Here is a 17,932-nt window from a genome sequence, read left to right on the forward strand (position 1 = left end):
GGTTTGAGCCGCAGATGCGTAGACGACGTTTATCCGCCCCGGGGCTTCCGGGGAGGGAAACATTTGCCGTCCGTCCGCCGCTCGAATCGTTGAGAGTGGGATTCAACATCCCGCCTTGCCGGGTTTAGAAAGGTTACCTTATGTCCGAGCAGTTTCTCTACTTTCTGCAGCAGATGTTTAACGGCGTCACGCTTGGCAGTACCTATGCGCTGATCGCCATCGGTTACACGATGGTATACGGCATTATTGGCATGATTAACTTCGCCCACGGCGAGGTGTATATGATAGGGAGCTACGTCTCCTTCATGATCATTGCCGCGCTGATGATGATGGGTATCGACACCAGCTGGCTGCTGGTCGCCGCCGGATTCGTCGGGGCGATCATTATTGCCAGCGCCTATGGCTGGAGTATTGAACGCGTGGCCTATCGGCCGGTGCGCAGCTCCAAGCGTCTGATTGCGCTGATTTCCGCCATCGGGATGTCAATCTTCCTGCAAAACTACGTCAGCCTGACGGAAGGGTCGCGCGACGTGGCGCTGCCGAGCCTGTTTAACGGCCAGTGGACGGTGGGCAGCAGCGAAAACTTCCCCGCCACGATCACCACCATGCAGCTGGTTATTTGGATCGTCACCTTTGTGGCGATGCTGGCGCTGACGCTGTTTATCCGCTATTCGCGTATGGGTCGTGCCTGCCGCGCCTGCGCGGAAGACCTGAAAATGGCCAGCCTGCTGGGAATTAACACCGATCGCGTTATTGCCCTGACCTTTGTTATCGGCGCCGCGATGGCCGCGGTCGCCGGGGTGCTCCTCGGTCAGTTCTACGGCGTTATCAACCCCTACATCGGCTTTATGGCCGGGATGAAAGCCTTTACCGCAGCGGTCCTGGGCGGCATCGGCAGTATTCCTGGCGCGATGATCGGTGGTCTGATTTTGGGTATCGCCGAAGCGCTCTCCTCCGCCTATCTCAGCACCGAATATAAAGACGTGGTCTCCTTTGCGCTGCTGATTCTGGTGCTGTTAGTGATGCCTACCGGTATCCTCGGTCGCCCGGAGGTTGAGAAAGTATGAAACCGATGCATATTGCAATGGCGCTGCTCTCCGCGGTGATGTTCTTTATTCTGGCCGGCGTCTTTATGGGCGTGCAGCTGGAGCTGGACGGCACCAAACTGGTGGTGGATACCGCGGCGGATATCCGCTGGCAGTGGATCTTCATCGGCACGGCGGTGGTCTTCCTCTTCCAGCTGATGCGCCCGCTGTTCCAGAAAACCCTGAAAAACGTCTCCGGGCCGAAGTTTATTCTGCCGGCCATCGACGGGTCGACGGTAAAGCAGAAGCTGTTCCTGGTGGCGCTGCTGGTTATCGCCGTCGCGTGGCCGTTTATGGTGTCGCGCGGCACGGTGGATATCGCCACCCTGACCATGATTTACATCATTCTCGGCCTGGGACTGAACGTGGTGGTGGGGCTGTCCGGCCTGCTGGTACTGGGCTACGGCGGCTTCTACGCTATCGGCGCCTACACCTTCGCGCTGCTGAACCACTATTACGGCCTCGGCTTCTGGACCTGCCTGCCGCTGGCGGGGCTGGTTTCGGCCGCTGCGGGCTTCCTGCTGGGCTTCCCGGTGCTGCGCCTGCGCGGTGACTATCTGGCGATTGTGACCCTCGGCTTCGGCGAAATTGTGCGTATTTTGCTGCTCAATAACACCGAAGTGACCGGCGGCCCGAACGGCATCAGCCAGATCCCTAAGCCGACGCTGTTTGGCCTCGAGTTTAGCCGCAGCGCCCGCGAAGGCGGATGGGATACCTTCAGCAACTTCTTTGGCGTCAAGTACGACCCCAGCGATAGGGTGATTTTCCTCTACCTGGTGGCGCTGCTGCTGGTGGTCTTCTCGCTGTTCGTGATTAACCGCCTGCTGCGCATGCCGCTGGGCCGCGCGTGGGAAGCGCTGCGTGAAGATGAGATTGCCTGTCGTTCTCTGGGCCTCAATCCGACGCGCATCAAGCTGACCGCCTTTACCATCAGCGCGGCGTTTGCCGGTTTTGCCGGGACGCTGTTTGCCGCCCGCCAGGGCTTCGTCAGCCCGGAATCCTTTACCTTCGCCGAGTCGGCCTTCGTACTGGCCATCGTCGTGCTGGGCGGGATGGGCTCGCAGTTTGCGGTGATTCTGGCCGCTATTTTACTGGTGGTATCGCGCGAGCTGATGCGTGATTTCAACGAATACAGCATGCTGATGCTGGGTGGCCTGATGGTACTGATGATGATCTGGCGTCCGCAGGGTCTGCTGCCGATGACGCGCCCGCAGCTTAAGCTGAAAAAAGGTCAGGCTAAAGGAGAGCAGGCATGAGTCAGCCATTATTATCCGTAAGCGGCCTGATGATGCGCTTTGGCGGCCTGCTGGCGGTCAACAACGTGTCGCTGGAGCTGCGTCCGCAGGAAATTGTTTCGCTGATCGGCCCTAACGGCGCCGGGAAGACCACGGTCTTTAACTGCCTCACCGGTTTCTATAAGCCGACCGGCGGTTCGATTATGCTGCGTGACCAGCACCTGGAAGGGCTGCCGGGTCAGCAGATTGCCCGCATGGGCGTCGTGCGTACCTTCCAGCACGTGCGCCTGTTCCGTGAAATGACGGTGATTGAAAACCTGCTGGTAGCGCAGCATCAGCAGTTGAAAACCGGCGTCTTCTCCGGGCTGCTGAAAACGCCGACCTTCCGCCGCGCGCAGAGCGAAGCGCTGGATCGCGCCGCCGCCTGGCTTGAGCGTATCGGCCTGCTGGAGCAGGCTAACCGCCAGGCCAGCAACCTCGCCTACGGCGACCAGCGGCGTCTGGAGATCGCTCGCTGCATGGTGACGCAGCCGGAAATCCTGATGCTGGACGAACCGGCGGCGGGCCTGAACCCTAAAGAGACCAAGGAGCTCGACGAACTGATCGCCGAGCTGCGCAGTCATCACAACACCACCATCCTGCTGATTGAACACGATATGAAGCTGGTGATGGGCATTTCCGATCGCATTTACGTGGTAAACCAGGGCACGCCGCTGGCCAACGGAACGCCGGAAGAGATCCGCAACAACCCGGACGTGATCCGCGCATACCTTGGTGAGGCATAAGCATGGAAAAAGTGATGTTATCTTTTGACAACGTAAGCGCCCACTACGGCAAGATTCAGGCGCTGCATAACGTCAGCCTGCATATCAATCAGGGGGAGATTGTGACCCTGATTGGCGCCAACGGCGCGGGTAAAACCACGCTGCTCGGCACCCTGTGCGGCGACCCGCGCGCCAGCAGCGGAAAGGTGGTGTTTGACGGTAAGGATATTACCGACTGGCAGACCGCGAAAATCATGCGCGAAGCGGTGGCGATTGTTCCGGAAGGGCGTCGCGTCTTCTCGCGGATGACGGTCGAAGAGAACCTCGCGATGGGCGGTTTTTTTGCCGACCGTGACCAGTTCCAGACCCGCATTAAGTGGGTATACGAACTGTTCCCGCGTCTGCTTGAGCGCCGCATTCAGCGCGCGGGCACCATGTCCGGCGGCGAACAGCAGATGCTGGCGATTGGCCGTGCGCTGATGAGCCAGCCGCGCCTGCTGCTGCTGGATGAACCTTCTCTGGGCCTGGCGCCGATTATCATCCAGCAGATTTTCAACACCATCGAACAGCTGCGCGAGCAGGGGATGACCATTTTCCTTGTGGAGCAGAACGCCAACCAGGCGCTGAAGCTTGCCGATCGCGGCTACGTGCTCGAGAACGGCCACGTGGTGCTTGAGGATACCGGCGACGCGCTGCTGGCTAACGAAGCGGTGCGTAGCGCCTACCTGGGAGGCTAATCTCCTCGCTCTTATTCCCGGCCGCCCGGCCGGGATATTCCTCAACCAGAGCGCCGCCGGCCGGCAATCATCCCCTTGACGTGTCGCAGCTCCCACTTTCCTGTCTCCGATCTTTCATCGTCTTGCCATCTCCCTGACGTCTTACTATCTTTTTTTTGTAATAAAAGAGTTATTTTTCTGTAATTCGAGCATGTCATGTTACCCCCGCGAACATCAAACGCGTGAAATCGCGCATCTGGAACAACAAGAGAGATAACCGATGATATCGTTACGACATACGGCTTTAGGACTGGCGCTTAGCCTGGCATTTGCCGGCCAGGCCCTCGCAGTAACTACCATCCCGTTCTGGCACTCAATGGAAGGGGAGCTGGGTAAAGAAGTTGATTCTCTGGCGCAGCGTTTCAACGCGGCCAATCCGGATTACAAAATTACGCCGGTCTACAAAGGTAACTATGAGCAGAGCCTGAGCGCCGGTATCGCCGCGTTTCGTACCGGCAACGCCCCGGCGCTGCTGCAGGTTTATGAAGTCGGCACCGCGACGATGATGGCGTCAAAAGCCATCAAGCCGGTGTATCAGGTCTTCACCGATGCGGGCATTAAGTTTGATGAATCGCAGTTCGTGCCGACCGTTTCCGGCTACTACACCGACTCTAAAACTGGCCACCTCCTCTCCCAGCCTTTTAACAGCTCCACCCCGGTGCTGTACTACAACAAAGACGCCTTCAAAAAAGCCGGCTTAGATCCGGAGCAGCCGCCGAAAACCTGGCAGGACCTGGCCGCCTATACCGCGAAGCTGAAGGCCGCCGGAATGAAGTGCGGCTACGCCAGCGGCTGGCAGGGCTGGATTCAGATTGAGAACTTCAGCGCCTGGCACGGTCTGCCGGTCGCCACCAAAAACAACGGCTTCGATGGCACCGATGCGGTTCTGGAGTTCAACAAGCCGGAGCAGGTGAAGCATATCGCCATGCTGGAAGCGATGAACAAGAAGGGCGACTTCAGCTACTTCGGGCGTAAAGATGAGTCCACCGAGAAGTTCTACAACGGTGACTGCGCGATTACCACCGCCTCCTCCGGCTCGCTGGCCGATATCCGCCAGTACGCCAAATTCAACTATGGCGTCGGGATGATGCCGTACGATGCCGACGTTAAGGGCGCGCCGCAGAACGCCATTATCGGCGGGGCGAGCCTGTGGGTGATGCAGGGCAAAGATAAAGAGACCTACACCGGAGTGGCGAAATTCCTCGAGTTCCTGACAAAACCGGAAATCGCTGCGGAATGGCACCAGAAAACCGGCTATCTGCCGATCACTACCGCCGCCTACGATCTGACCCGTCAGCAGGGCTTCTATGACAAGAATCCCGGCGCCGATATCGCCACTCGTCAGATGCTGAACAAGCCGCCGCTGCCGTTCACCAAAGGCCTGCGCCTGGGCAATATGCCGCAGATCCGTACCGTAGTGGACGAGGAGCTGGAAAGCGTTTGGACCGGCAAGAAAACCCCGCAGCAGGCGCTGGATTCAGCGGTTGAGCGCGGTAACCAGCTGCTGCGTCGTTTCGAGCAGTCGACTAAGTCGTAACGTATTGATGCCGATAGGTTCAGGGCAGTAGGTCGAACGGAGGTTCCCCGGTAGCGCCGCGCTTACCGGGGGACATCCGCCTTTGGCGATCGCCGGTAGCAGTGAATCGGTAGGCATCATCGAGCAAAAGAGTAACCTCATGTCATCAACCCGTCCGGTATTCCGCTCGCGCTGGCTGCCCTATCTGCTGGTTGCGCCGCAGCTGATTATCACCATTATTTTCTTTATCTGGCCCGCGGGCGAGGCGCTGTGGTATTCGCTGCAGAGCGTCGACCCGTTTGGCCTCTCCAGCCAGTTCGTCGGCATGGATAACTTCGTTACCCTGTTCCACGACCCGTACTATCTGGACTCATTCTGGACCACCATCAAGTTCAGCTCGATGGTGACGTTCAGCGGCCTGATCGTCTCGCTGTTTTTCGCCGCGCTGGTCGACTACGTGGTGCGCGGCAGCCGCTTCTATCAAACGCTGATGCTGCTGCCCTACGCCGTCGCGCCCGCGGTCGCCGCGGTGCTGTGGATTTTCCTCTTTAACCCAGGACGCGGGCTGATTACCCATTTTCTCGGCGAGATGGGCTACGACTGGAACCACGCGCAGAACAGCGGCCAGGCGATGTTCCTCGTGGTGTTTGCTTCGGTATGGAAGCAGATTAGCTACAATTTCCTGTTCTTCTTCGCCGCGCTGCAGTCGATCCCGCGCTCGCTGGTGGAGGCCGCGGCGATTGACGGGGCCGGCCCTGTCCGCCGCTTTTTCAAGCTGGCGCTGCCGCTGATTGCGCCGGTGAGCTTCTTCCTGCTGGTCGTCAACCTGGTTTACGCCTTCTTCGATACCTTCCCGGTTATCGATGCTGCCACCGCCGGCGGCCCGGTCCAGGCGACGACGACGCTGATTTATAAGATCTATCGTGAAGGCTTTGCCGGGCTCGATCTCTCCGCTTCCGCCGCGCAGTCGGTGGTGCTGATGATGCTGGTGATTGTGCTGACGGTGGTTCAGTTCCGCTATGTTGAACGTAAGGTGCGCTACCAATGATTGAGAACCGTCCCGGGCTGACGATTTTCAGCCACACCATGCTGATTGCGGGAATTGCCGTCATTCTGTTTCCGCTGTACGTCGCCTTCGTCGCGGCCACGCTGGACAACAAGGCGGTCTTTGAGACGCCGATGACGCTGATCCCCGGCGGCCACCTTTTGGAAAATATGGCTACCATCTGGCAGCAGGGCGTGGGGGCCAACAGCGCGCCGTTCTGGCTGATGATGCTCAACAGCTTCATCATGGCGTTCAGCATTACGGTGGGCAAAATCGTGGTGTCGATGCTGTCGGCGTTCGCCATCGTCTGGTTCCGCTTCCCGCTGCGTAACCTGTTCTTCTGGATGATTTTTATCACCCTGATGCTGCCGGTTGAGGTGCGAATTTTCCCGACGGTAGAGGTGATTGCCAACCTGAAGATGCTCGATAGCTACGCCGGCCTGACGCTGCCGCTGATGGCCTCGGCAACCGCCACCTTCCTGTTCCGCCAGTTCTTTATGACCCTGCCGGATGAGCTGATTGAAGCGGCGCGCATCGACGGCGCCTCGCCGATGCGCTTTTTCCGCGACATCGTGCTGCCGCTGTCGAAAACCAATCTCGCGGCGCTGTTCGTTATCACCTTTATCTACGGCTGGAACCAGTACCTGTGGCCGCTGCTGATTATTCAGGATATCAATCTCGGCACCGCGGTGGCGGGTATCAAAGGCATGATCGCCACCGGCGAGGGTACCACGCAGTGGAATCAGGTGATGGCGGCAATGCTGCTGACGCTGATTCCCCCGGTTGTTATCGTTTTAGCCATGCAGCGCGCGTTTGTGCGCGGTTTAGTGGACAGTGAGAAGTAGGTTGTATCCCTTGATTGTTCGTGGCGTCGACGCTGAGCCGAAACCGCGTAATCAAGGCGGAGGATGATGGACATAGTGGGCCTATGTCCAAATCCGACAACGCAGAGTACGCGATTTCGGCACGCGTCCCGAAGGGCTGGGGCCATTTTTGCCCGGTACCGCGTTACTCGCGTCTTATTTGGGCCCACCAAACTGCGACGCTTGCGCCTTGCCCCGAGCAAAAATAGCCGCCAGCGACGTTCATGAACAATCAAGGGATACAACCTTTTATGGCAGGACTTAAACTACAGGCAGTAACCAAAAGCTGGGATGGCAAAACCCAGGTGATTCAGCCGCTGACGCTCGACGTGGCGGACGGGGAGTTTATCGTAATGGTCGGGCCTTCCGGCTGCGGCAAATCGACGCTGCTGCGGATGGTGGCCGGGCTTGAGCGGGTGACCAGCGGCGATATCTGGATTAACCGCCAGCGCGTCACCGAGATGGAGCCGAAGGATCGCGGCATCGCGATGGTGTTCCAGAACTACGCCCTCTACCCGCATATGAGCGTGGAGGAGAACATGGCCTGGGGGCTGAAAATTCGCGGGATGGGTAAAAGCCTGATTGACGAGCGGGTGCAGGAAGCGGCGCGCATTCTGGAGCTTGATGGCCTGCTCAAGCGCCGCCCGCGCGAGCTCTCCGGTGGCCAGCGCCAGCGCGTGGCGATGGGCCGCGCCATCGTTCGCGATCCGGCGGTATTCCTGTTTGATGAACCCCTGTCGAACCTTGACGCCAAGCTGCGCGTGCAGATGCGTCTGGAGCTCCAGCAGCTGCACCGTCGGCTGAAAACCACCTCGCTGTACGTTACCCACGACCAGGTTGAGGCGATGACCCTCGCCCAGCGGGTGATGGTGATGAATAAAGGCGTCGCCGAGCAGATTGGCACGCCGGTAGAGGTTTACGAAAAGCCGGCCAGCCGCTTTGTGGCGAGCTTTATCGGCAGCCCGGCGATGAACCTGCTGGACGGGCGCATCAGCGACGACGGCAGCCGTTTTGAACTGGAAGGCGGCCTGCGTCTGCCGATCAATAGCGAGCATCGTCGCCACGCCGGGCGTAAGATGACCCTCGGCATCCGTCCGGAACATTTTGCCGCAGGCCCCGAGACGGAAGGCGGCGTACCGCTGGTGATGGATACGCTGGAAATTTTAGGTGCCGATAACCTCGCCCACGGGCGCTGGGGCGCGCAGAAGCTGGTCGTCAGGCTGCCGCATCAGCAGCGTCCGGCGGCGGGCAGCACGCTGTGGCTGCATCTGCCGCAGGATCATCTGCACCTCTTTGATGGTGAAACAGGACAACGCGCATGAGTTACTGGCCTTACCCCCATATCGTCGCCCATCGCGGCGGCGGAAAGCTGGCGCCGGAGAATACCCTCGCCGCTATTGATACCGGCGCTCGCTTTGGTCATACCATGATCGAGTTTGACGCCAAGCTGTCGAAGGATGGACAGATCTTTTTGCTGCATGACGATAATCTCGAGCGCACCAGCAACGGCTGGGGCGTGGCGGGCGAGCTGGCGTGGCATGAGCTGCTGAACGTTGATGCGGGAAGCTGGTACGGCCGCGAATTTAAAGGCGAGCCGCTGCCGCTGCTCTCCGCCGTGGCGGAGCGCTGCCGGCAGCTGAACATGATGGCCAATATCGAAATTAAGCCCACCACCGGCACCGGCCCGCTGACCGGCAAGGTGGTGGCCTTAGCGGCCCGCGAGCTGTGGCACGGCATGACCGCGCCGCTGCTGTCATCGTTTGAAATTGACGCCCTGGAAGCGGCGCAGCAGGCGGCGCCCGAGCTGCCCCGCGGGCTGCTACTGGACGAGTGGCGTGAGGACTGGCGCGAGCTGACCGCCCGGCTGGGCTGCGTGTCGATTCACCTAAACCATAAGCTGCTTGATGAGGCGCGGGCGGCGAGCCTGAAGGCCGCCGGCCTGCATATTCTGGTGTATACCGTCAATAAACCCCAGCGTGCCGCCGAGCTGCTGCGCTGGGGCGTCGACAGCATCTGTACCGATGCGATAGACGTCATCGGCCCCAACTTCCAGCCCTAATCTGCCGACGGGCGGCCTTTACGGGGTCGTCTGTCGCGGCAGCATGCCACCGTTACTATTCGGCAGCACCTGCTGCTGCGAATTCACATTCCCGCTCTGCAATACGCGCTGCTGGTTGTTGTTCAGCTGAGTTTGAAGATGCTGCTGCTGAGCGCGCGTCTGGTTCTGCATATCCTGCTTCAGCATGTTCTGGTGCTGCTGCTGCTGGACCTGCATCTGGTTTTGCATCCGCTGCTGGCTGGGGACGACGTACCCCGGCTGGTTGGGATTATTAGTGGTATTAAGCGGCTGTGCGAGGGCGGTCAACGGCATCAGCGCTGCCAGAAATAGTATTGCCTTCATTGTTCTCTCCTCCCGTGCGTGGGATCGCTTAAGTGTACCTCCTTTTCGGCATAACAATGATTTTTTAGGACTTATAAACCAGGCTTATGCAGGGACAAAAACAGATTCAGGAGTATGGCAATGATAACAACACTATTCTGGCGTCAGGCGGTCATCGCTTTGCTGCTGGCGGGCGGGAGCTTTACCGTCGCCGCAAACCCCGCCCCGCCTCCCGTATCCTACGGGGTTGAAGAGGATGTCTTTCACCCGGTTCGCGCCCAGCAGGGGATGGTGGCGTCGGTTGATGCCCTGGCTACCCGCGTCGGCGTGGATATTTTGCGCCAGGGTGGAAACGCCGTCGATGCGGCGGTGGCCGTGGGCTATGCGCTGGCGGTCACGCACCCGCAGGCGGGCAATATTGGCGGCGGCGGCTTTATGATGCTGCGCACCAAAGACGGTAAAACGACGGCCATTGATTTTCGCGAAATGGCGCCGGAGCAGGCAACCCGGGATATGTTCCTCGATGACCAGGGCAACCCGGATAGTAAAAAGTCGCTGACCTCGCATCTCGCCTCCGGCACGCCGGGCAGCGTGGCCGGCTTCTCGCTGGCGCTGGAAAAATATGGCACCATGCCGCTGAACAAGGTGATTCGTCCGGCCATCAAGCTGGCTGAAGAGGGCTTCACGGTCAACGATGCGCTGGCGGACGACCTGAAAACCTACGGCAGCGAGGTGATCCCGAATCACGCCAACAGCCGGGCTATCTTCTGGAAAAACGGTGAGCCGCTGAAAAAGGGCGACAAGCTGGTGCAAAAGCAGCTGGGAAAAAGCCTGGAGCTGATCGCCGAGCACGGCCCGGACGCGTTTTATAAAGGGGCGATTGCCGACCAGATCGCCGATGAGATGCAAAAAAACGGCGGGCTGATCACCAAAGCGGACCTGGCGAACTACCGGGCGGTGGAGCGCACGCCGATAAGCGGCGACTATCGCGGCTACCAGGTGTTCTCAATGCCGCCGCCTTCCTCCGGGGGGATCCACATCGTGCAGATCCTCAATATCCTCGAAAACTTCGATATGCATAAGTTCGGCTTCGGCAGCGCGGACGCCATGCAGGTGATGGCGGAAGCGGAGAAGCACGCCTATGCCGATCGTTCTGAGTACCTTGGCGATCCGGATTTCGTTAAGGTTCCGTGGCAGGCGCTCACCAGCAAGGCCTACGCCAAATCGATAGCCGAGCAGATCGATATCAACAAGGCGAAACCCTCCAGCCAGATCCGCCCGGGCAAGCTGGCGCCTTACGAGAGCAACCAGACTACCCACTTCTCGGTGGTGGATAAGGACGGCAACGCGGTGGCGGTGACCTACACGCTGAACACCACTTTTGGTACCGGCATTGTGGCGGGGAACTCCGGTATCTTAATGAACAATCAGATGGATGATTTCTCGGCGAAGCCCGGCGTGCCCAACGTTTACGGGCTGGTGGGCGGTGACGCCAACGCTGTCGGACCGAAAAAACGCCCGCTGTCGTCAATGTCGCCGACGATTGTGGTCAAGGACGGTAAAACCTGGCTGGTCACCGGCAGCCCGGGCGGCAGCCGGATTATCACGACGGTGCTGCAGATGGTGGTGAACTCCATCGATTTTGGGATGAACGTCGCGGAAGCCACCAACGCGCCGCGCTTCCATCATCAGTGGCTGCCCGATGAGCTGCGGGTGGAGAAGGGCTTTAGCCCGGATACCCTGAAGCTGCTGACGGAAAGAGGGCAGAAGGTAGCGGTGAAAGAGGCGATGGGCAGCACGCAAAGTATTATGGTCGGCCCGGACGGCACGCTGTACGGCGCGTCTGACCCGCGTTCACCGGGGGATTTAACCGCCGGATACTAGGCTATTTCCAACCCTCTCCCCGAGCGGGAGAGGGTTGCGAAGGGCTACTCTTTCAGGCGGGCCATAAAGAGGGCATCGACGTATTCACCGTTGCGCAGCGCAAACTTACGCCCGGTCCCCTCAATGCTAAAGCCGTATTTGCGATAGACGGCAACGGCGGAGGCGTTATCAGCGAAGACCGTTAATTCAATGCGTTCGACGCGCAGCCAGTTATCACACAGGTTTATCATCTCGCGCATCAGGGCGCTGCCGACGCCGCGTCCGTGAAAGGGCGCCGCCACGCTCATGCCGAAGGTTGCGACATGGCTGCGGCGCGGGCGGGATTCAACGCTCAGCATCAGGTGGCCGACGACCTGCTCATCGATGCTGGCGACCAGATGGTGGCCGTTGGGCCGGGGCTGTAGCCGCTCCTGCCACATTTCCATTGCCGGATGAGGAAGCTGTAGCGTGTCGTGATAGACCTCCGGGTGTGCAGTCAGCTGACGTAACGGTTCTGCATCGCGCGGTTCGGCGTGGCGTATCACTATCTCACTCATTCCTCTTCTCCTTAGCGCCTGCATATCAGGCTTTATCTGCTCGTTGAGTCCCTTTCAACATCCCTGACTTTAAAAAAGGCGTCAACGGCTAATTTTTGCAAAAAGAAGTAGACAAGTGCGAATGAGAATGATTATTATTGTCCTGCATTCAGGGAGACCCTTGCGGAAAGCCTGAAAGCACGACATTGCTCACATTGCTTCCAGTATTACTTTAGCCAGCCAGGTGCTGGCTTTTTTTTTGCCTTTTTTTGCCGGTCATTTTCCGCCATCGTCAGTGGGTTAAGGGTTAAGTTCGTCGCCGGGGTGCGCTATGGTTAGCAGCAGAAACCTCAACTAAGGACTGCGTTATGACTCTGCACTGCGCGTTTATTGGATTCGGCAAAAGCACCACCCGCTACCATCTTCCTTACGTCCTGCACCGCAAAGACCGCTGGCACGTGGCGCATATCTACCGCCGCAGCGCGAAGCCGGAAGAGCAGGCCCCGCAGTACTCGCATATCCACTTCACCAGCGATCTCGATGAAGTACTTAACGATCCTCAGGTCAGGCTGGTGATTGTCTGCACCCACGCCGACAGCCACTTTGACTACGCGAAGCGTGCGCTGGAAGCGGGCAAGAACGTGCTGGTGGAAAAACCCTTCACCCCGACGCTGGCGGAAGCGAAAGCGCTGTTTGCGCTGGCAAAAAGCAAGGGGCTGACGGTAACGCCGTACCAGAACCGCCGCTTTGACTCCTGCTTCCTGACCGCTAAGAAGGCGATTGAAAGCGGTAAGCTGGGCGAGATCGTTGAAATTGAAAGCCACTTCGACCTCTATCGCCCGACGGCGGAAACGCAGCCCGGACTGGCGCAGGATGGCGCTTTTTACGGCCTCGGCGTGCATACGCTGGATCAGATAATCTCCCTGTTCGGCCGCCCGGATCGCGTGGCGTACGACATCCGCAGCCTGCGTAATAAGGCCAACCCGGATGATACCTTTGAAGCCCAGCTGTTCTACGGCGACCTGAAGGCGATTGTTAAAACCAGTTATCTGGTGAAGCTGGCGTATCCGAAATTTATCGTTCACGGTCATAAAGGGTCGTTTATCAAATACGGCATCGACCAGCAGGAAACCAGCCTGAAGGCGAATATCATGCCGGGCGAGCCGGGCTTTGCGGCAGATGAGAGCATCGGCCTGCTGGAGTACGTGGATGATAGCGGCGCGAGCGTGCGGGAAGAGCTGCGGGTGGAGCCCGGCGACTACGGGCGGGTGTATGATTCGCTCTACGAGACCCTGGTGAACGGGGCGGACAATTACGTCAAGGAAACTGAAGTTCTCACCAATATGGAGATCCTCGAACGCGGCTTCAGACAGCCATCGCCGGCCACGATAACCCTCGATAAATAAGCTTCCTGAGCTCCTCTGCTCTTATTCATATTTTTTGAACAGAGGAGTCAATTTTCACCCTCTATGATCGTTAGCAGAATGGGTCCACACTTATTCCATCGAAAACATACGGGGGTGCAACATGATCTACTTACGCAAAGCTAACGAACGCGGTCACGCTAATCATGGCTGGCTCGATTCCTGGCATACTTTCTCTTTCGCCAACTATTACGACGCCAATTTTATGGGCTTTTCCGCTCTGCGCGTGATTAACGATGACGTGATTGACGCCGGCCAGGGCTTCGGGACCCACCCGCATAAAGATATGGAAATTCTGACCTACGTGCTGGAAGGGGTGGTTGAACACCAGGACAGCATGGGTAACAAAGAGCAGGTTCCTGCGGGGGAATTCCAGATCATGAGCGCCGGTACCGGGGTGCGCCACTCTGAATACAACCCGAGCAGCACCGAACGTCTGCACCTGTATCAAATCTGGATTATGCCGGAAGAGAACGGCATCGCTCCGCGCTATGAGCAGCGCCGGTTTGATGCGCTGCAGGGCAAACAGCTGGTGCTGTCGCCGGACGCTCGCGAAGGCTCGCTGAAAGTGCATCAGGATATGGAGCTGTACCGCTGGGCGCTGCTGAAAGACGAGCAGTCGGTCCATCAGATTGCCGCGGAACGTCGCGTGTGGATTCAGGTCGTCAAAGGTGAAGTGACCATCAACGGCACCAAAGCAACCACCAGCGATGGCCTGGCGATTTGGGATGAGCAGGCTATCTCGGTTCATGCCGATAGCGACAGCGAAATCCTGCTGTTCGATCTGCCGCCGGTCTAATACTCAGTCCTGCTTTTGTCGCTCACCCGGTCGCCAGCGCGGCCGGGGATTTTTGGCGCAGCGGCCGCAGCGCCGCTCGCATGATTGCGGCCATTAACGCTAAATAAAGTCGTTAGCGCGCGTTTCTCCGGGAAGGTTGCGCTTTGTCCGTGATAAACTGAGAGAATCTCTCCCATTTATTACAGTCAGGACGATGAAAAAGAAAAGACCCGTACTTCAGGATGTAGCCGATCTTGTCGGCGTGACCAAAATGACGGTCAGTCGCTTTTTACGTAACCCGGAACAGGTTTCCGAGGCTCTGCGTGGCAAGATTGCCGTTGCTCTCGATGAACTGGGTTATATCCCCAATCGTGCCCCTGATATTCTCTCCAACGCGACCAGCCGCGCCATCGGCGTGCTCCTGCCCTCGTTAACCAACCAGGTCTTTTCTGAAGTGCTGCGCGGCATTGAAAGCGTCACCGATGCTTTTGGCTATCAGACCATGCTGGCGCACTACGGCTATAAGCCTGAAATGGAAGAAAAACGCCTGGAATCGATGCTCTCGTGGAACATCGACGGCCTGATCCTCACCGAACGTACCCACACGCCGCGGACGCTGAAAATGATCGAGGTCGCCGGGATCCCGGTGGTCGAGCTGATGGACAGCCGATCGCCGTGCCTCGATATCGCCGTCGGTTTTGATAACTTCGACGCCGCGCGCCAGATGACCGCCGCCATTATTGCCCGCGGCCATCGCCACGTGGCCTATCTTGGCGCACGTCTTGATGAACGTACTATCATCAAGCAGAAGGGGTACGAGCAGGCGATGCACGACGCGGGCATGACGCCGTACAGCGTGATGGTTGAACAATCTTCTTCCTACTCGTCAGGGATTGAGCTGATGCGCCAGGCGCGTCGCGAATATCCGCAGCTTGACGGGATCTTCTGCACCAACGATGACCTCGCGGTCGGCGCGGCCTTTGAGTGCCAGCGTCTGGGATTACGCATTCCGGATGATATGGCGATTGCCGGCTTCCACGGCCACGATATTGGCCAGGTTATGGAGCCGCGTCTTGCCAGCGTGCTGACGCCGCGTGAGCGGATGGGGCGCATCGGCGCCGAGCGCCTGCTGGCGCGTATTCGTGGTGAGACGGTTACCCCTAAGATGTTAGATTTAGGTTTCACATTGTCACCGGGTGGATCAATTTAAACTGACAAGTTTGAAGTAGATCACACATATTCACTTCTGGCACGAATGGTGATTGCTTCTCCCTAAATCCGGCATGACAATGTTACCGATAACAGTTACCCGTAACAATTAACCTGTGCGCGCGCCCGTTCACCTCCGAATCCAAACGGCCTGAAGGACGACGCGTATGTGTCCAGTGGGAGGAAGCTTTGAGCACGACTAACCATGATCACCACGTCTATGTCCTGATGGGCGTTTCCGGCAGTGGAAAATCCGCCGTCGCCAGCGAAGTGGCGCATCAGATGCATGCCGCGTTTCTCGACGGCGACTTTCTGCATCCGCGTAGCAATATCAACAAGATGGCTTCCGGCGAGCCGCTGAATGATGACGACCGCACGCCGTGGCTTCAGGCGCTGAACGACGCCGCCTTCGCCATGCAGCGGACCAATAAAGTGTCGCTTATCGTCTGCTCGGCGCTGAAAAAAAGCTATCGCGACATTCTGCGCAAAGGCAACCCGAACCTCTCCTTCGTCTACCTGAAAGGTGATTTTGACCTGATCGAAAGCCGCCTGAAGGCGCGCAAGGGCCACTTCTTCAAAACCCAGATGCTGGTAACGCAGTTTGAAACTCTGCAGGAGCCCGGCGCGGACGAAGGCGATGTGTTAATCGTCGATATTGATCAATCGCTGGAAGGCGTGGTCGCGAGCACCATTGAGGTGATCAACAAAGGCAGTAACTAGTGAGTACATTAACGCTTGTTTTAACAGCAGTCGGCTCCGTTTTGCTGCTGCTGTTTTTAGTCATGAAGGCGCGTATGCATGCCTTCGTGGCCTTGATGGTGGTTTCTATTGGTGCAGGTCTCTTTTCCGGGATGCCGCTGGATAAAATTGCGGCAACCATGGAAAAAGGGATGGGGGGGACGCTCGGCTTTCTGGCGATCGTCGTGGCGCTGGGGGCGATGTTCGGTAAGATCCTTCATGAAACCGGCGCCGTCGACCAGATAGCCGTTAAGATGCTGAAATCTTTTGGCCACAGCCGGGCGCATTACGCCATTGGCCTGGCCGGCCTTATCTGCGCGCTGCCGCTGTTTTTCGAAGTGGCTATCGTGCTGCTGATTAGCGTCGCCTTCTCGATGGCGCGCCATACCGGCACCAACCTGGTGAAGCTGGTCATTCCGCTGTTTGCCGGCGTAGCCGCCGCTGCGGCATTTCTGCTGCCGGGGCCCGCGCCTATGCTGCTGGCGTCGCAAATGCACGCCGATTTTGGCTGGATGATCCTGATTGGCCTCTGCGCCGCGATCCCGGGGATGCTTATCGCCGGGCCGCTGTGGGGCAACTTTATCAGCCGCTATGTCGAACTGCATATTCCGGACGATATCAGCGAGCCGAGCCTGGGCGAAGGCAAGATGCCGTCGTTTGCCTTTAGCCTGTCGCTGATCCTTCTGCCGCTGGTGCTGGTGGGGCTGAAAACGATCGCCGCGCGCTTTGTCCCGGTTGGCTCCAGCGCCTATGAATGGTTCGAATTTATCGGCCATCCGTTCACCGCGATTCTGGTGGCGTGCCTGGTGGCGATTTATGGCCTGGCGGTACGTCAGGGGATGGCGAAAGATCGGGTGATGGAGATCTGCGGCCACGCGCTGCAGCCGGCGGGGATTATCCTGCTGGTCATCGGTGCCGGCGGCGTCTTTAAGCAGGTGCTGGTGGATTCCGGCGTCGGCCCGGCGCTCGGTGAAGCGCTGACCGGTATGGGTCTGCCGATTGCGATTACCTGCTTCGTGCTGGCGGCCGCGGTGCGCATTATCCAGGGCTCTGCGACGGTCGCCTGCTTAACGGCGGTTGGTCTGGTGATGCCGGTTATCGAGCAGCTGAACTACAGCGGTGCGCAAATGGCGGCCCTGTCGATTTGTATCGCCGGCGGTTCAATCGTCGTGAGCCACGTCAACGACGCGGGCTTCTGGCTGTTCGGTAAGTTTACCGGCGCAACGGAAGCCCAGACGCTGAAGACCTGGACCATGATGGAAACCATTCTCGGCACCACCGGCGCCATCGTCGGTATGATTGCGTTTTCGCTGCTCAGCTAAACGTTAAATAAGAGAGCCCGGCGCAGCGCTGCCGGGCTCTTTTCGCCTGACGGCAGACGCCGTTTTTATCCTCGCTTCCTGCCCGCATCCATGCCTCCTTTTTCGCCTGACTCCGCGCCATAATGAGCGCTACGACAAAAGCCTGACGCCTCAGCAGCCCAGGCACCGCAAGGGTTTGTCGGGTTTCGCCGCGCTGCCGCTAGCGACCCATTTTCCGCGTAAATCCATAATCCAGATCAATAAAAACGCGGCGGAAATTATTCCCTTTTCGCCACGCTTATCCCCGATAATCTTTAAGGTTTTCCTGAATGCCGATGGCTGCGGATGCTGCATAAGATAAGTTGCTTTACTGATTGCCGGGCAATCATTGATTAATTTCACTTGCGACTTTAGCAGCA

Annotated in this window: 17 protein-coding genes; 15 read left to right on the forward strand and 2 right to left on the reverse strand. The window is 58.4% G+C overall.

What is annotated here, in order from left to right; translation table 11 throughout:
* Positions 1–140: 140 nt before the first annotated feature.
* From livH to ugpQ, 9 genes are all read left to right on the forward strand, one after another.
* Positions 141–1,067: a high-affinity branched-chain amino acid ABC transporter permease LivH gene (gene livH, locus MMW58_RS01525; protein ID WP_241722662.1), complete on the forward strand. Its 927-nt coding sequence runs from the start codon at positions 141–143 to the stop codon at positions 1,065–1,067.
* Positions 1,064–2,341 carry a branched chain amino acid ABC transporter permease LivM gene (gene livM / locus MMW58_RS01530; RefSeq protein ID WP_041143049.1) on the forward strand — a complete coding sequence of 426 codons (1,278 nt, stop codon included), beginning with the start codon at positions 1,064–1,066 and terminating at the stop codon, positions 2,339–2,341. Before livH ends, livM begins: the two co-directional genes overlap by 4 nt.
* On the forward strand, positions 2,338–3,105 hold the full coding sequence (gene livG / locus MMW58_RS01535) for a high-affinity branched-chain amino acid ABC transporter ATP-binding protein LivG (RefSeq protein WP_041143048.1): 768 nt from the start codon (positions 2,338–2,340) through the stop codon (positions 3,103–3,105). The genes livM and livG overlap by 4 nt, the downstream gene beginning before the upstream one ends.
* Positions 3,106–3,107: 2 nt before the next feature.
* Entirely contained in the window at positions 3,108–3,821 is a 714-nt protein-coding gene (gene livF, locus MMW58_RS01540) for a high-affinity branched-chain amino acid ABC transporter ATP-binding protein LivF (RefSeq protein ID WP_004868545.1), read from the forward strand.
* Between the two features lie 259 nt (positions 3,822–4,080).
* Complete coding sequence (gene ugpB, locus MMW58_RS01545; protein ID WP_041143047.1) at positions 4,081–5,397, forward strand: sn-glycerol-3-phosphate ABC transporter substrate-binding protein UgpB; 1,317 nt, start codon at positions 4,081–4,083, stop codon at positions 5,395–5,397.
* A gap of 139 nt (positions 5,398–5,536) precedes the next feature.
* Positions 5,537–6,424, forward strand: coding sequence for a sn-glycerol-3-phosphate ABC transporter permease UgpA (gene ugpA, locus MMW58_RS01550; protein WP_041147479.1), 888 nt, complete (start codon positions 5,537–5,539; stop codon positions 6,422–6,424).
* Positions 6,421–7,266, forward strand: a complete 846-nt coding sequence (ugpE, locus tag MMW58_RS01555; RefSeq protein ID WP_133600067.1) for a sn-glycerol-3-phosphate ABC transporter permease UgpE — start codon at positions 6,421–6,423, stop codon at positions 7,264–7,266. The genes ugpA and ugpE overlap by 4 nt, the downstream gene beginning before the upstream one ends.
* 269 nt (positions 7,267–7,535) lie before the next feature.
* Positions 7,536–8,606, forward strand: coding sequence for a sn-glycerol-3-phosphate import ATP-binding protein UgpC (locus MMW58_RS01560; protein ID WP_095102953.1), 1,071 nt, complete (start codon positions 7,536–7,538; stop codon positions 8,604–8,606).
* Positions 8,603–9,343 carry a glycerophosphodiester phosphodiesterase gene (ugpQ, locus tag MMW58_RS01565; protein ID WP_241722663.1) on the forward strand — a complete coding sequence of 247 codons (741 nt, stop codon included), beginning with the start codon at positions 8,603–8,605 and terminating at the stop codon, positions 9,341–9,343. Before MMW58_RS01560 ends, ugpQ begins: the two co-directional genes overlap by 4 nt.
* Before the next feature lie 18 nt (positions 9,344–9,361).
* Here the strand turns inward: ugpQ and MMW58_RS01570 are convergent, their stop codons facing one another.
* Positions 9,362–9,685, reverse strand: coding sequence for a DUF2756 family protein (locus MMW58_RS01570; protein ID WP_159236532.1), 324 nt, complete (start codon positions 9,683–9,685; stop codon positions 9,362–9,364).
* 120 nt (positions 9,686–9,805) lie between these two features.
* Here MMW58_RS01570 and ggt point away from each other — a divergent pair, with 120 nt between their 5' ends.
* Positions 9,806–11,548 carry a gamma-glutamyltransferase gene (gene ggt / locus MMW58_RS01575; RefSeq protein ID WP_241722664.1) on the forward strand — a complete coding sequence of 581 codons (1,743 nt, stop codon included), beginning with the start codon at positions 9,806–9,808 and terminating at the stop codon, positions 11,546–11,548.
* A gap of 44 nt (positions 11,549–11,592) precedes the next feature.
* On the opposite strand, the gene yhhY is transcribed toward ggt, so the two are convergent.
* On the reverse strand, positions 11,593–12,072 hold the full coding sequence (gene yhhY / locus MMW58_RS01580; protein WP_241723681.1) for an N-acetyltransferase: 480 nt from the start codon (positions 12,070–12,072) through the stop codon (positions 11,593–11,595).
* A gap of 359 nt (positions 12,073–12,431) precedes the next feature.
* Between yhhY and MMW58_RS01585 the strand changes: the two genes are divergently transcribed.
* The 5 genes from MMW58_RS01585 to gntU all read left to right on the forward strand — a co-directional run bounded on the left by MMW58_RS01585 (position 12,432) and on the right by gntU (position 17,534).
* The gene (locus MMW58_RS01585; protein WP_241722665.1) at positions 12,432–13,469 is read left to right on the forward strand and encodes an oxidoreductase; all 1,038 of its coding nucleotides are present in this window, start codon (positions 12,432–12,434) and stop codon (positions 13,467–13,469) included.
* A gap of 121 nt (positions 13,470–13,590) precedes the next feature.
* Positions 13,591–14,286 (forward strand): quercetin 2,3-dioxygenase, encoded by a 696-nt coding sequence (gene yhhW, locus MMW58_RS01590; protein WP_041143039.1) that lies wholly within the window; start codon positions 13,591–13,593, stop codon positions 14,284–14,286.
* Positions 14,287–14,479: 193 nt separating this feature from the next.
* A complete protein-coding gene (gntR, locus tag MMW58_RS01595; RefSeq protein WP_041143038.1) occupies positions 14,480–15,475 on the forward strand; it encodes a gluconate operon transcriptional repressor GntR in 996 nt (331 codons plus the stop codon).
* Positions 15,476–15,663: 188 nt separating this feature from the next.
* Positions 15,664–16,194: a gluconokinase gene (gene gntK / locus MMW58_RS01600; protein ID WP_045854011.1), complete on the forward strand. Its 531-nt coding sequence runs from the start codon at positions 15,664–15,666 to the stop codon at positions 16,192–16,194.
* Complete coding sequence (gene gntU / locus MMW58_RS01605) at positions 16,194–17,534, forward strand: gluconate transporter (protein WP_241722666.1); 1,341 nt, start codon at positions 16,194–16,196, stop codon at positions 17,532–17,534. The genes gntK and gntU overlap by 1 nt, the downstream gene beginning before the upstream one ends.
* The last annotated feature ends 398 nt before the right edge of the window (positions 17,535–17,932 follow it).

This window comes from Klebsiella sp. HC6, from assembly GCF_022605325.1.
Lineage (GTDB): Bacteria > Pseudomonadota > Gammaproteobacteria > Enterobacterales > Enterobacteriaceae > Klebsiella > Klebsiella terrigena.